General features: G+C 45.6%; 11 protein-coding genes. 1 reads left to right on the top strand and 10 read right to left on the bottom strand.

What is annotated here, in order from left to right; translation table 11 throughout:
- Position 1: 1 nt before the first annotated feature.
- Positions 2 to 304, bottom strand: a complete 303-nt coding sequence (locus CHL1_RS04625) for an STAS domain-containing protein (RefSeq protein WP_070371936.1) — start codon at positions 302 to 304, stop codon at positions 2 to 4.
- A 507-nt stretch (positions 305 to 811) separates the two neighbouring features.
- Between CHL1_RS04625 and CHL1_RS04620 the strand changes: the two genes are divergently transcribed.
- On the top strand, positions 812 to 3052 hold the full coding sequence (locus CHL1_RS04620) for an Ig-like domain-containing protein (RefSeq protein WP_250934922.1): 2241 nt from the start codon (positions 812 to 814) through the stop codon (positions 3050 to 3052).
- An 82-nt stretch (positions 3053 to 3134) separates the two neighbouring features.
- Here CHL1_RS04620 and CHL1_RS04615 read toward each other — a convergent pair whose 3' ends face one another.
- The 9 genes from CHL1_RS04615 to CHL1_RS04575 form a co-directional block, all read right to left on the bottom strand.
- Positions 3135 to 6563 (bottom strand): pyruvate carboxylase, encoded by a 3429-nt coding sequence (locus CHL1_RS04615; RefSeq protein ID WP_250934921.1) that lies wholly within the window; start codon positions 6561 to 6563, stop codon positions 3135 to 3137.
- A 187-nt stretch (positions 6564 to 6750) separates the two neighbouring features.
- Positions 6751 to 7068 carry a hypothetical protein gene (locus CHL1_RS04610; RefSeq protein ID WP_228882426.1) on the bottom strand — a complete coding sequence of 106 codons (318 nt, stop codon included), beginning with the start codon at positions 7066 to 7068 and terminating at the stop codon, positions 6751 to 6753.
- The gene (locus CHL1_RS04605) at positions 7019 to 7378 is read right to left on the bottom strand and encodes a chorismate mutase (protein ID WP_250934919.1); all 360 of its coding nucleotides are present in this window, start codon (positions 7376 to 7378) and stop codon (positions 7019 to 7021) included. Before CHL1_RS04605 ends, CHL1_RS04610 begins: the two co-directional genes overlap by 50 nt.
- An 11-nt stretch (positions 7379 to 7389) precedes the next feature.
- Entirely contained in the window at positions 7390 to 8469 is a 1080-nt protein-coding gene (aroC, locus tag CHL1_RS04600; RefSeq protein WP_250934917.1) for a chorismate synthase, read from the bottom strand.
- Positions 8447 to 9748 carry a 3-phosphoshikimate 1-carboxyvinyltransferase gene (gene aroA, locus CHL1_RS04595; RefSeq protein ID WP_228882432.1) on the bottom strand — a complete coding sequence of 434 codons (1302 nt, stop codon included), beginning with the start codon at positions 9746 to 9748 and terminating at the stop codon, positions 8447 to 8449. Before aroA ends, aroC begins: the two co-directional genes overlap by 23 nt.
- A gap of 282 nt (positions 9749 to 10030) precedes the next feature.
- Positions 10031 to 11098 (bottom strand): 3-dehydroquinate synthase, encoded by a 1068-nt coding sequence (gene aroB / locus CHL1_RS04590; RefSeq protein ID WP_148637412.1) that lies wholly within the window; start codon positions 11096 to 11098, stop codon positions 10031 to 10033.
- A gap of 319 nt (positions 11099 to 11417) precedes the next feature.
- Positions 11418 to 12350, bottom strand: coding sequence for an ABC transporter permease (locus CHL1_RS04585; protein WP_250934915.1), 933 nt, complete (start codon positions 12348 to 12350; stop codon positions 11418 to 11420).
- Entirely contained in the window at positions 12351 to 13415 is a 1065-nt protein-coding gene (locus tag CHL1_RS04580) for an ABC transporter permease (RefSeq protein ID WP_070371808.1), read from the bottom strand. It abuts the gene before it with no gap.
- Complete coding sequence (locus CHL1_RS04575; protein ID WP_250934913.1) at positions 13400 to 14938, bottom strand: ABC transporter ATP-binding protein; 1539 nt, start codon at positions 14936 to 14938, stop codon at positions 13400 to 13402. Before CHL1_RS04575 ends, CHL1_RS04580 begins: the two co-directional genes overlap by 16 nt.
- Positions 14939 to 14945: the final 7 nt, after the last annotated feature.

Genomic DNA, 14945 nt, shown 5'->3' with positions numbered 1-14945 from the left:
CTTATTCGATGGTTAAAATATCTGAAAAACCGGTCATATCAAATACTTCCTGAATTTCCGGTTTAACATTTTTAATCACCAGACTACCATTAAGGGCCTTGGATTTTTTCTGGATCAACAGCAATACTCTTAACCCGGCACTACTGACAAAATCCAGATGATCAAAATCCAGGATCATTTGAAATCCTTCTTTGCTGTAGTAGGCTTCCATCTCTTTTTGAAACTCCGGAGAGGTATTGGTGTCCATTCGACCTTCCAGTTCTACTACAAATAATTCGCCTTCTTGTTTTACTTCAATTTTCATTTTATTACCCTTTCTTTCTGAATTAATAATATAATTGCGCATTTTTAAATGGTATAAAGATTTCTTGTTTTGAATTTTAATTGATCATACCACAATAATTTGCAGTGTGCAATTGCAAAAGCATACAAAATGTAATCTTGTATCACTATTCACAGCTACTGGATCGTCAAAAGTATCCCTGATAAACAGCTAATCAATATGACGATTGGCCATATTACCAACATTTTATAATGACGTCATCATTTTCGCCAAGGGATTTTTATTTTTGTTTACATATCGATTTTTATTTTACATCTTCGTTACATTCTATTTACAAAAATAATATTTTGTGCTAAAATCATTACACTTAGAATAAATCTGAGAACCTGTGATTTCAATTTAAATATAAAATAAACAAAGGGAAGGAATGTCATGAAAAAGAACTCTATTATCTCTATTATTATTATCCTACTTATCCTCCTGACCGCCATTTTGTTTGTTCGCGGCTGCAGCCAAGAAGGAAGCGAAATGAAAAGCTATACTGTGGCGGGGACCTACACCGAAACAGCCACCTATCAGAATGGGGAGATCAAGGTTTCTGGTGTCAACATTGAAAATGCCAGTTTTACCGGCAATCTGACCGTTGTTGACTCGGTCATCGATGGCGATATCCGATTGACGAACTCAGCCGTTCAGGGAGAATTGTTAGTCAAAGGTAGCGGCACCGTTTATCTGGATGGCGGTTCCTACCAGAATATCATCCTCGAAAAACAGGGGGTAAAAATTGTCCTTCTCGGTGCAGCAACGGTTGAAAATCTCACCGCCCGAGCTGCCGCCACGATCATCGTTGATAACCAAAGCAGGGTAAAAACGCTGAATGTCGATAAAGCCGCCAGTCGAACGTCGATTACCACCCAGGAAAATGGTACCATTGAAAACATCCAATCCCGGGGCATCAGCGATATCCTTCTGAATACCCCGACCAAATTGATTGGTTTCGGCACTAATGCCAGCGGTTCCACCTTGGTAAGCAATGCCGTTATTGAAAAAATTGTCGCCGAATCGAAGGTGTCTCTGACTCTTAATGCCAATGTGGGAACCGTCTTGTTAACAACAACCGGTGAAGGAACCGGTATCATCCTTGGTAATAATGCCGTAATTACATCCCTGGCCACCGAAACCCGAGTGGAAATTACCGGCGAAGGCAGTATCACCAGTGCCACCACCAATGATGTTCTGAATATCACTGGTACCATCACCCCGGATGTCGTGTATATAACCACCAAGCCGGTGGTTACCGATGCCAATGGCGGACTGACGGTATCAACCAACACGAACCGTACCGCCGATACGATTTCAGCTAGCGGTGGCAGCAGCACCTGGTATTCCGATTCCAGTAGTTCGGGAACGATCATCAACTCAAAATATGATGCACCGCCTCTAAACCCGGTTGATCCTGTCGAACCACCATCACCGCCGACTCCCCCCAGCCCACCCATTACTATCCCCGTGGAAGCGATTCAGGTAACTCCGGTGGAAGCCGATGTGATTATGGGCAATACCTTAAAACTAAATACCGTTATTTTCCCGGCCAATGCGACGAATCAAACGATTATCTGGGAATCCTCCAACACTAATGTTGCGACGGTTACCAGTGGGGTTGTCACACCTGTAGCCAATGGCGAAGCCACGATTACTGCCCGAACTCAGGACGGCAATAAAACCGATACCTGTAAAATCACCGTTAAAACCAATATCGCTGCGGTCACCATGATTAATACCATCAATGCCACCAACAACGCGATTGCTGAGACCATTGCTTATGACAGCAGCTATAACCTGCCAGTGGTGGTCATTGTTCAGGGCTACGGCAGTGAAGTATTCCCCTGTTCTGTCACCTGGACGCCAAACACCGTTGATACTAAAAAGGTTGGCGAAACCCTCTATACGGGAACGCTGGTCATGCCGGCTGGTTATGTCAACCTGAATAATGTTGAGGCTTCCATAGCCCTCACCGTTTCTGCTCAACCTCTGATTACTGCCAGTTCTGAGCTGTCGTCCCAACGGGTCTACTTAAACGAAGATCCTGCGCCAATCTTTGTCGAGGCCAGTGTTACTGAAGCCAAGACCTTAACTTATCAATGGTCTTACCGCTTTGGCGATTCAGAAATTCCGATGCCAGAAATCACAGGTCCAATTTATGACCCGCCGGTATCAAGTACCCCCGGCACGGTCTATTATACCTGTGTCATCTCTTCAGAAAATGCTGAACCGGTAACGGTCTTGGCCGGTATCGTTGTTACCAGCGCTGATCCGGCGGTTTTGCCGGACCCAACTGCTCCAGTAACAGTTGACGAAACCAGTCCCACTGCTCCAGCTGCTGCGGATTTATCTGAAATGCCAACCATCAATGAACAGCCAACCAGCATTTCACAGCTCAGCGGTGTCGCTTTAGCCACCAGTTTAGCCCAAGCGACCCGAACTGCCCAAGCTGCCCTTGGCACTCCCAAGGCCGATGTTACCACTGCTTCTTTTACAGTGGATGCACAGGTCACTGACGGCGGCGAACTCAGCTACCAGTGGTTTGAAAGCACCGATGCCATCAATGCCGATGGCAAGCCGATTGACGGCGCCACCGGTAAAACCTTTGCCGTCGATACTTCCGGACCAGCGGGTACCACTTACTACTATGTCGAAATTACCAATACAAAAGCAGGCTGCCTACCAGTAACGGCCGTCAGTCTTCCGGTATCTCTCACCATCGTTTAACACTCTGACAAACTAAAAAGAAGTGATCCGCCAACTTAATGGTGGTCACTTCTTTTTTTGTTATAACGCCTGTGATTAATACTTATTCCATTTCTACAATCAATTCGCCGGATTGGACACTTTGCCCTTCAGAAACGTAAATTCGCTTGACTTTGCCGTCTTCGCTGGCGACCATTTCGGTTTCCATTTTCATCGCTTCAACAACAACCAGCGCCTGGTTTTGTTTAACCGATTCACCTTCGTTAACCAATACTTTTAAAACCGTTCCAGGAATCCCTGAGCCAATCTGTTTCGAATTTTTAGGATCAGCCTTCAGCATCGTAACCTTCTGTTTAGCTGAAAGACTGCGCTTGTCTTCAATGTAAATTTCCCGACGGAAACCATCCACTTCAAACATCACCGGACACATCCCCTCATCATTGGGTACGCCAATACTAACCAGCTTAATGATAAAGCGTTTGCCCTTGGACACTTCAACGTCGATAACCTCACCCACTTTAAGGCCATAGAAGAAAGCATGACTTTCCATTCGCATGAAGTCGCCGTATTCCTGAAGAAATTCGAAGTATTCTTTCATAACCTTGGGATACAGAGCAACACTTAATACTTCCCGATCATCCAGCTCAACGCCAAATTCTTCCTGGAAATCTTTTTTTATTTTATCAAAATCTTCGTCCGGTAACAGGATTCCGGGCCGCACAGTGATCGGTTCGATGCCCTTTAAGACTATCTTTTGCAGCTCCGGATCGAAGCCACCTTCCGGCTGCCCGATCATGCCCTTATAAAAATCCACCACTGAATCCGGGTAAGCTAATTCCTTGCCCTTGGTTTTAATATTGTCGACAGTCAGATCATTTTGAACCATAAAGATAGCCAGATCTCCAACTGTTTTTGAAGAAGGGGTTACCTTGACAATATCTCCCAGCATCAGGTTGGCTTCCAGATATTTTTCCTTGACTTCTCTAAACTTATGGCCCAAACCAAAACTTTCCACCTGGGCCCGGAGGTTGGAATACTGGCCTCCCGGAATTTCCAGCTTATAGATTTCCGTCGATCCGGATTTCATTTCCGATTCAAACTTGCTGTAGACCTGACGGGTGGCACCCCAGTAATCGGATAAAATCTGGAGTTCATCTTCATTTAATCCGGTATCCCGAGGGGTGTTTTTGAGTGCCGCCACAATCGAGTTGAGCGCTGGCTGCGAGGTCAAACCGCTGACTCCATTCAAAGCCGCATCGGCAATATCAGCGCCAGCCATTTGTCCAAAGAGCACCGTGGCTACTCCGTTACCGGTAGTGTCGTGGGTGTGCAGATGGATTGGCATATTGACTTCCTGTTTTAACGCTTCAATCAGTTTATAAGCGGCGCCTGGTTTTAATAAACCCGACATATCCTTAATCGCCAGAATATGTGCCCCAGTTTTTTCAATTTCCCGGGCCATTCTCAGGTAGTAATCAAGATTATATTTGGTTCGGGAGGTATCGAGAATATCGCCGGTATAACAGATGCTGACCTCAGCAATCTTATCAGTTTTTAAGACCTCATCAATAGAAATTTTCATTCCGTCCATCCAGTTGAGGGAGTCGAATATCCGGAAAATATCAATCCCACTTTTAGCTGCTTCCTGTACAAACGCCCGAATGACGTTATCCGGATAGTTTTTATAGCCTACGGCATTGGCGCCACGAAGGAGCATCTGGAACAAAATATTGGGTACCCGCTTGCGCAGTTCATCCAACCGTCGCCAAGGTGATTCTTTTAAGAAACGATACGCCACATCAAAGGTTGCGCCGCCCCACATTTCCAGAGCAAAGAGATCGGGTACCAGGGCTGCGGTTTCCCGGGCAATCTTGATCATATCCCGGCTCCGCACCCGGGTCGCAGCGATGGATTGATGCGCATCTCTAAAGGTGGTATCAACCAGCAACAGTTTTTCCTGATCCTTGATCCATTGCACCAGGCCAGCTGGGCCCTGTTCATCGAGTATTTGTTTACTGCCCCGGAATTCGGTATCCACGGGAATGGTGGGGATATAGGGTTCATCATAATCCGGCTTGTTACCGAAGGTTTCATTGACGATGATGTTTCCGAAATATTTGAGAACGTTGGATGCTTCACTCTTTTGATCTTCAATTTCAAACAGTTCCGGATGATCATCAATAAACTTGGTATCACATTTTCCGCCGATAAAGGTGGGATGCTGAAGCACATTGATCAGAAAATCCTTATTGGTCTGAACCCCTTCAATTTTCATCTCCTTGAGTCCCCGTACCGCTTTACGACGGGCATCTTCAAAGTTTCTGGAAAATGCGGTGCTTTTTACCAGCAGGCTATCATAATAGGGGGTGATTTCAGCACCGGTAAAACCATTACCGCCATCAAGACGAATCCCAAAGCCACTGCCGGTACGGTAGACATCCAATCGTCCGGTATCTGGCATAAAGTGATTTTTCGGGTCTTCTGTGGTAATCCGGCATTGGATTGCTGCGCCCCGGGTTTCAATCGCATCCTGACTGGGAATGCCAATTTCGGCCGAATCCAGTGGTAAACCCTGGGCAATTAAAATCTGCGACTGAACCAGATCGATGCCGGTAACCAGTTCGGTGACGGTATGTTCCACCTGAATTCGGGGGTTCATTTCAATGAAATAGTGATCGCCCTTTTTATCAACCAGAAACTCAATCGTTCCGGCATTCCGATAATTGACTTCCTTGGCCAGTTTCAGGGCATCCTTGCAGATGGCCTGACGCTGCTCGTCATTGATGCTTAATGAGGGTGTAAATTCAACGATCTTCTGGTGGCGACGCTGGATTGAACAATCCCGCTCAAAAAGATGAACTACATTGCCGTGGTGATCGCCAAGGATCTGTACTTCAATATGTTTCGGTTCTTCCAGATATTTTTCCACAAAAATGGTCCCATCACCAAAAGCCTTGGTTGCTTCACTGGTAGCCGAATGGAACTCTTTTAAGAGGTCTTTTTCTTCCCGGACAATTCGCATTCCCCGACCGCCGCCACCTGCAGCTGCTTTTAGAATAATCGGATAGCCAGCTTTCTTTGCAAACTCCAGGGCTTCCGAATCCGAGGTAATTGGTTTTTCAACTCCAGGAATGGTTGGCACATTGACACTTTTGGCAACAATCTTCGATTGAATCTTGTCACCCATTTTTTCCATCATTTCATGGGTTGGTCCGATAAAGACAATTCCTTCTTCTTCACAGCGTTTTGCAAAAAGTGGATTCTCCGAAAGAAAACCATAACCAGGATGAATGGCATCGACTTCTTTTTTCTTGGCCAGGGTAATGATCTTATCCATATCCAAATAGGCTTCCACTGGACCACTGGTGCCAGTGATCAGGTAGGACTCATCAGCCTTGGTTCTAAAAAGAGACAGCTTATCTTCCTGCGCATAGATGGCTACGGTATGAATGCCCAGTTCCTGACAGGCCCGAATAATCCGGATGGCAATTTCTCCGCGATTGGCGATTAGTACTTTATTAAACTTCTTCATCTTTCCTTCTACTTTCCTGCATGCATTTTTATGCATCCTAATTCTCATTTGCAAAAAATTAATTGTAGCTATTATATAAAATTGTACAGAAATATTAAAGCTATTTTTTCAGGAATATCAAATTATTTTTTTCAGCTGCTTTTTCGTCTGCAGTTCTACCTGATTTCGCCTTAAAACGGATTTCTCGTCACTTCTGCTTAATGTTTACTTTATTTAACTTTTCGTCTGTTACCCGGCGGCGATATTTTTTCACCACCGTCATATCTGTTTTTTGGGGAGCCCGAACAATTCTTCTGGGAATTCGTTGATACGGTTTCGAATTGCTCCTTGCTTCATCAATTTCCTTTGCTTTGGCTTTTTCGATCCGTTCATTTTCCAGACGTTGAAAACCATAGCGTCTTTCGGTTTCTGCTTCCATCTTCTGGTTATCCGAATAAAGCGTCGTTGAGAGCCGTCTAACCAGAAAATAGCCAGGAATCACAATCACCAGCACAATTATCAGCATTCCGATATCCATTGCTATTTGCCTCGCTCATCGATTTCTTTTTTTGTATCCAGTCTTTCTGGTACGCCTTGCTGGAAACCAGAATTTCATTCAGAAAACGTTCATATTCTTTTCCGTAATTCTTGTTTTTCAGCTGGATCAGATTTTTTTTCAGCATTTTTTCTTCCCGACTTTGATCGAATATATTCCCGTGGTTACTGTATTTATATTCAGCAACCGCCTGAATACAATCCATTCGCTGCTCAAATAACACCCGCATCTGAGCATCGATCGCATCGATTTCATTTCTGATTTCATCTAATGACTTCAATGGCAACCTCCTTAAATTAAAAAATCGGCCAGACAAATGGCGGTGGCAGCTTCCACCACCGGAAAGGCCCGGACAACAATACAGGGATCATGACGCCCCTGTATGGTCAGGACAGCCTCTTTTCTTTCCGCCAGATTAATGGTCTGCTGTTCTTTACCAATAGAAGGTGTCGGTTTAAAAGCCACCTGAAAAACAATTGGCATCCCGTTGGAAATTCCGCCATTGATGCCGCCGTTATAATTGGTAACAGTCTCAATCTGTCCATCATTGAAGCGCATCGCATCATTGGTTTGAGACCCTCGCAGGCTAGCCACCTCAAAACCAGCGCCAAAGGTCACCCCTTTGACTGCCGGAATGGAAAACAGTAAGGCCGATAACCGGCTTTCAATGGATTCGAAAAAGGGATTGCCAATTCCCGGTTCCAGACCGGTAATAAAGCCTTCCACCAAACCACCCACCGAGTCCTCATCGGCCATCGCCGCAATAATCTCCTGTTTCATGGCATCTTCCAGTTTGGCATGATAAAGCGGAAAAGCCGGGTTTACAAAACCCTTGCTCAGGGTTTTGTAAACCTTCCAGTCACAAACCTCAGTGTCCTTTACATTCCCGATCGAAACAATCCGACTGCCGATTCCCAGCTCTGGTCGGATCACTCGGATGATCTCTTTGGCGATGGCTCCGGCAAATACCAGAGGTGCCGTCAAACGACCGGAAAAGTGGCCGCCACCGCGATAATCCTGAAAGCCACCATAGCGCACGCTGGCCGCATAATCAGCGTGACCCGGTCGCATCAGATCCTTGGTTTTGGCATAATCACCGGAACGGGTATTTTCATTGCGGATCAATCCGGCCAGCGGGGCCCCGGTGGTTTTACCATTGAAAACACCACTGAGGACTTCAATCTGATCGCCTTCCTTTCGGGGCGTGGCCAGCGGATTTCCCCGGGCGGCCCGACGGTTTAGCTCATTCTGAACCCGATCCAGATCGATGTCAATCCCAGCCGGAAGGCCATCAATAACGGCACCAATGCCATTGCCGTGGGATTCACCAAAAATTGAAACTTTAAATTTATTTCCCCAGGTCGAGCCCAATCCACTCACCTCCCATTACCATGAAGTCTTCCCAAAAATGAGGGTAAGATTTATTAACAGCTTCAGCACCATCAAGAATAATTTTGCCAGTAGCACAAATCGATGCAATCGCCACCGCCATAGCAATCCGGTGATCGTTATGACTCGTAACCTGGCCGCCAGTGAAACGGTCAACCCCATGAATCACCAGACCATCGGCAGTTTCTTCCACCTTACCACCCAGTTTGTTCAGCACATCAGCGGTGGCCATCAAGCGATCCGATTCTTTAAAACGGAGCCGCTCGCCATTGATAATCGTAGTGGTACCCTTGCTCAGACTCCCAACAACTGCCAATATCGGAACCAAATCCGGGCACTGGGATACATCAATAATGGTTCCTACGGTTTCAGCTTTTTTGACAATTAATTTATCTGCGCCAATACTGATATCGCCACCCATTTCTTTTAAGATGTCGACAATCACCTTATCTCCCTGTTGCGATGCAACATTTAAATCGCAACAATCCATCTGTTTACCAATGGTACCCGCCACCAGCCAGAATGCGCCCTGAGAAAAATCACCTTCAACCTGATAGTTACTGGGAGTATAGACCTGATTCCCTTTGATCACAAAACGCTGACCATTCTCATTGATAATCACAATCCCAAAACTCTTTAAAACGTCCAGCGTGATGTCAATGTAGGGTTTGGATTCCAGCGTTGATGTCAGTTCGATCACCGAATCGCCATTGAGAAGCGGCAGGGCAAAAAGCAGCCCGGTAATAAACTGTGAGCTAACCCCGCCATCTATCTGATAGACGCCTGGTGTCAACATTCCTTCCACTGCCAGGGGTAAATCCTGGTCCTTATTAAGATGTTCATACTGGATGCCTTTTTCAGCAAATATATCATAATAAGGTTTCATCGGCCGGGTAACCAGCCGTCCTTTTCCGGTAATGATCGCCCGCTTTGGCTGCAGCAACACAATTGGGATAATAAACCGCAGCGTTGACCCCGATTCGTTGCACTGGATCGTCTCCGACGTGAGCGCCAGCGGATCGCAACCCTTAATGGTCAGGGTAAAACGTCCATTAAGCTCTTTCTGATAGCTTATCCCGGCTCCCAAAGCAACCATGGCTTCACAGGTGGCAATCATATCCTGAGACATCAGCACATTTGAAATCACGCTTTCACCCTTAGCCAACCCAGCCGCAATTATCGCCCGGTGACTGACACTTTTTGACGGCGGTATTTCCAGACTGCCGCTTAATAACCTTGGTGTAATTTCTATCGTTCTCATTTTCTTCCTCTTAATTTTCTATTATCACTTTTTCAACTTCGCAAATGGAAAAAAGGCTAACCCAGTACCGAAAATTGTTAGATCATGTTGTACGCATCAAGGCGGACACGGCATAGCCTGTCCGAGCTTGCGCAAAGGTAACGAACCAATCACAAGCTGGCTTGTAGTTGGCGACTGCCTGCGATCAATGCGAAAAGAGCATTGCGAATTTCGCATTGGTGTGGCGAACAACAGATTAACAATTGGTCGGTACGGTATTCTAAATCTCTGTTTTTGCAACCACTATCTAAACAGTTCGATGGCCTGGGGTTTCTGGATTTTAACAATCTGGGCCTTGCCGATTTTTTCCAGGGCACAGATATAAAGCGAGTCATTCTCGAATTTTTTGTCAGTGAACAGTATTTCCTGAACCTTGTCCAAAGGCATTTTAGGCAGTTCGGTTGGTAGCCCGTAATTCTCCAGTATTTCGATGATGTTGTCGTAGGTATCTTTCTGACTGATCCCTTCAGCAACAGTTTTCTTGGTGATCTGGGCCATGCCAATGGCCACCGCTTCGCCGTGGGAGTATTTCTTGAATTTAAAATAGGTTTCCACCACATGACCGATGGTGTGTCCAAAATTCAAAATCCGGCGCAAACCCTGTTCATGCTCATCAGTTTGGACCACATCCCGTTTGATCTGACAACACTTGGCGATGATCTCTTCCATATCTTCGACCAGATCCTCATAATAGGCATACCCCATCAGCTTAACAAACAGCGGTGCACTGCTGATGCAACCGTATTTGATGACTTCTGCCATGCCATCGATCATATAATGATCTTCCAGGGTTTCTAAAAATAAAGGATCGATGATCACAGCCCGGGGTTGATGAAAAGCCCCCACCAGGTTCTTGCCATAATCCAGATCAATCCCGACTTTACCACCAACACTGCTGTCTACCTGAGCCAATAGTGAAGTCGGCACCTGGATCAGATCGATGCCACGAAGATAAGTCGCCGCACAAAAGCCACCTAAATCACCAACCACGCCGCCACCCAGCGTCAGAATCGCATCACTGCGGGTGATATTGCATTTAATCAGTTCATTGTAAATCTCGGCGGTTTGGGTCAAACACTTACTGGCTTCTCCAGGGGGAATGACGATGCTGTAAACCTTGGGCCCAGCTTGACGAACCTGCCGTTCCACCTCACCTAAATATTCTTTGGCGACATTTTTATCGGTGATAATCACCACCTTATGATACTGGGAAAAGAGCGCTTTCATTTGGGACAACCGCCCTTTAATACCTTTTTCAATAATAATCGGGTACTGGTGTGTATTCTCTGTTTTGCAAATTAATTCCTTCATTATCTCGGCTCCTTTAAAATCTTAACCTTTATTATATCATAGTTTTTTCAATTTAAAACCATAAAGCACGTTGCCATCCTTAAAATAGTTCGAGTTTTGTTTACACCTGTCTTTCTAATGGAGACAGATTAATTTATAAAAGAACCGTCTTTTTAAAGACGGTTAATAAAACACTAAAGCAGTACCGACAATTATTAATCTGATTGTACGCATCGGGGCGGACATGGCAGAGCCTGTCCGATCCCGCGACGAACAATAGATTAAAATTGGTCGGTACGGTAGCTTACGCGGCAAACCTAAATAAGACGGTCTTTTCTGCTTATCGGTCTTCCTTGAAATAGTTTTTACCGAGCCAGGCCGGTTCTTTTTTGTTGCTGCTCTTGCGCATCGATGTAAAGATCAGCACGAACACCGTTGCCAGATATGGCAGAGCGGTAAACAGGTAAATCGAAACCGGTAGATTGTACTGCTGCAGCCAGAAGCTGGCAATATCCAGGGCCCCAAAAAAGTAGGCCCCCAGCATTGCCTTGCCGGGATTCCACATGGCAAAGATAACCAGTGCCACGGCAATCCAGCCCCGGCCACTGACCACATTAACCGGATAAATACTAATGTAGACCAGCGATAAAAAGGCGCCGCCCAGCCCACAGAGAGCTCCACAAAGAGCAATGTTGAAATACTTGTACTTATCGACCGGGATGCCGCTGGCATCAGCCGCCACCGGGTTTTCCCCGACCATCCGGGTATTTAGTCCCCATTTGGTTTTATAGAGATAAATATAAATGGCAATTACCAAAAAATAGGAAAAATAGACATAGACACTCTGATTAAAAAAGATCTGTCCGAGATAAGGAATGTCTCCTAAAATCGGTAGCTTAACTGGAGCAAAAAAAGTGGTAATTGCTTCCGGTACTTTTTTCCCGACAAAGTTCTTACCAAAAAAAGCAGCGAAGCCAACGCCAAAAATACTGAGCGTAAGGCCGGTAACCACCTGATTAGCCTTTAAACTAATCGTCAGAAATCCATAAATAAGGGCTCCGGCAGCACCGGCCAAAGCAGCACAAAGAACCGCCGTATACGGATTACCAAAAGTAAACCCGGCAATAAAGCCAATGACGGCACCCATTTGCATCATCCCCTCGACCCCCAGATTGAGGTGTCCAACTTTTTCCGAAATAATTTCTCCCAGAGTTGCATAAAGCAGGCAGGTTCCGGCTTTAACCGCTGCTGCCAAGAAAAAAACAAATTCCATTTATGCAACCTCACTTTTCGTTTTATCAGAAACCAACCGATACTGCAGGACAAACTCGCTGCCCAAAATAAAGAACAGAATAATCGCCTGAATCATTTCTGCTACTGAACCAGGGATCTGGAAAGCCGTCTGAATATAGGAAGCTCCCTGAAGCAGCACTGCAAAGGCAAAGGAATTGACCACCACAAAGGGAACCTTAAGCCCCGACAGCCAGGCCACAATAATGGCGGTAAAACCCAATCCACCGGTAATTTCAGTTGACAGGGCCCCACTGACTCCAGTGGTTTGCATCATCCCGACCATTCCGCATAAACCACCGCTGACCAGTGCGGCAATGATAATGGTTCTGGTGACATTAATCCCAATGTAGCGGGCGGTGTTTTCACTTTCACCCAACACCGCTATTTCAAAGCCAATTTTAGAACGATTCATAAAATAATACATTGCCAGCACAATGATCACCGCCATCAAAATACTTAAATTAAAGCCACCCGCACTGGGCAGTAAGGCATTTTCCGGAAGATTGGCAATTTTGGGCATCCCGTTGGCCGCCGGATCTTTCCAGAAATCATACTGCAAGGCTGTTACCAGCGTCAGCGCAATGTAGTTGAGCATTAACGTGAACAGGGTTTCATTGGTTCCGAATCGGGCCTTGAAAAAGGCCGGAATCATCAGCCAGACGGCCCCGAACAAAAATGAAACGATGATCATCAGCACGAGCATAACCGGCAACGGCAAATCCGGAAGGAGCCGAACCACCAGGGTGGTTCCCACGGCGCCCATCAGAAACTGTCCCTCGGCACCGATATTCCAAAACCGCATTTTAAATGCCACCAGCACCCCCAGAGACAGAACCAGTAAGGGGACCATCTTTTCAATGGTTGCCGCAAAGCGATAAAGCGAACCAAAGCAGCCCTGGACAATCCCGATATACAACTCAAGCGGATTCGCCCCGGCTACCAGGACAATGATCGACGCCACGGCCAAAGCGGCCAAAACAGCTGATAGCCTGACAATTATTTTTTCCCGAGTTTTCGGAACTTCTTTTTTTACGATATGGAGCATGCTTCTTCTCCTTCACTTCTTACCCCGGACATCATGAGTCCTATGGCTTCTTTGGTGGTTTTTTTAGGATCGACAATTCCGGTGACCCGACCTTCACATAAAACCATGATGCGGTCACACAGACTCATCAGCACATCCAAGTCTTCACCAACATACATGATCGGTTTCATTTTTACTTTTTGTTCATTGAGCAAATCGTAGATAATCTGGGACGATCCTACATCCAACCCTCTGGTGGCATAAGCAGTCACCAGCAGTTTCGGTTCCAATTCAATTTCCCGGCCCAGCAAAACCTTTTGAATATTACCACCCGAAAGCAAACTGACGGCATGATTCTCAATGGCTGGGGTTGATACATTGAGTCGTTCCACCAGGGCTTCGGCCTTATCACGGGAAACTTCCCGGGAAATCCCCAGACCTTTTTTATTGCGGTAGTCTTTCAACAAAACATTATCAATAATATCCATCGAAGAAACCAGCCCCATCCCCAGACGATCCTCCGGCACAAAACTCAGACTAATCCCCATCTGGCTGATTTTCTCAGGATTTTTCCCAACAATGTTTTCACCTTCGAAAATAATTTCTCCCGATTTAATATGATAGAGTCCTGCGATTCCTTCACATAATTCTTTCTGTCCACTACCGGCAATACCAGCTACTCCCAGAATTTCCCCGGCATAAAGATCAAAGCTGACATGATCCAGAATATGAACCTTATTGCGATCGATGGCTGTAATGTCTTTTACTTCCAGGCATTTTTTGCCCCGTTCCACTGAAACATAGGGCACATTAAGTTCCATCACGTCGCCAACCATCATTCCGGCCAATTCCTGGGGCGTGGTTTCTTCCTTATTCACTGTTTGAATGGTAGTGCCCTTGCGCATAATCGTAATTCGGTCACTGATTTCCATGACTTCTTCCAGTTTGTGGGTAATAATAATGACCGAACAACCCGTCGCCACCATTTTTTTGACGATTTCAAAGAGATTATTTATTTCCTGAGGGGTTAATACCGCAGTCGGCTCATCGAGTATTAAAATATCGGCCCCCCGATACAAAACCTTAAAGATTTCCAGACTCTGCTTCTCAGCGACTGACATTTCATAAACCTTTTTATTGGGATTAATGTCCATTCCCAATTGATCGATCAATTTCCCCATCTCATCTAAAATCTTTTTCTTATTTAAAAAAGGACTTGTTTTTCGACTACCGGCAGCCACGTTCTCCATGGCTGAAAATACGTCCACCAATTTATAATGCTGCGGCAGCATTCCAATGCCCAAATCCAGCGCTATCTTAGGCGAGCTGATATTAACAAGCTGTCCCTTCACTTCGATCTGTCCTTCATCCGGCATATAAATGCCATTTAGAACATTCATCAGTGAACTTTTACCCGCTCCGTTTTCTCCTAATATCGCATGTACCTCTCCCTTTTTTAATGAAAATTCCACATGATCCAGGGCTTTGACCTTGCCAAAAACCTTTGTGATGTTCTCCATTTTAACGACATAATCATTGTTCATGCTTTCA

Source organism: Acetobacterium wieringae (genome assembly GCF_023700225.1).
GTDB classification, from domain to species: Bacteria; Bacillota; Clostridia; order Eubacteriales; family Eubacteriaceae; genus Acetobacterium; species Acetobacterium wieringae.
Note: the sequence above shows the minus strand (reverse complement) of the source record. Positions and strands in the feature narration are given on the sequence as shown.

What these genes read in the sequence shown, in the direction of transcription:
- CHL1_RS04580 (WP_070371808.1), bottom strand. Translation starts at nt 13,415, where the DNA reads ATGCTCCATATCGTAAAAAAAGAAGTTCCGAAAACTCGGGAAAAAATA.
- CHL1_RS04585 (WP_250934915.1), bottom strand. Translation starts at nt 12,350, where the DNA reads ATGGAATTTGTTTTTTTCTTGGCAGCAGCGGTTAAAGCCGGAACCTGC.
- CHL1_RS04575 (WP_250934913.1), bottom strand. Translation starts at nt 14,938, where the DNA reads ATGAACAATGATTATGTCGTTAAAATGGAGAACATCACAAAGGTTTTT.
- aroA (WP_228882432.1), bottom strand. Translation starts at nt 9,748, where the DNA reads ATGAGAACGATAGAAATTACACCAAGGTTATTAAGCGGCAGTCTGGAA.
- CHL1_RS04625 (WP_070371936.1), bottom strand. Translation starts at nt 304, where the DNA reads ATGAAAATTGAAGTAAAACAAGAAGGCGAATTATTTGTAGTAGAACTG.
- CHL1_RS04620 (WP_250934922.1), top strand. Translation starts at nt 812, where the DNA reads ATGAAAAGCTATACTGTGGCGGGGACCTACACCGAAACAGCCACCTAT.
- CHL1_RS04615 (WP_250934921.1), bottom strand. Translation starts at nt 6,563, where the DNA reads ATGAAGAAGTTTAATAAAGTACTAATCGCCAATCGCGGAGAAATTGCC.
- aroB (WP_148637412.1), bottom strand. Translation starts at nt 11,098, where the DNA reads ATGAAGGAATTAATTTGCAAAACAGAGAATACACACCAGTACCCGATT.
- CHL1_RS04610 (WP_228882426.1), bottom strand. Translation starts at nt 7,068, where the DNA reads ATGCTGATAATTGTGCTGGTGATTGTGATTCCTGGCTATTTTCTGGTT.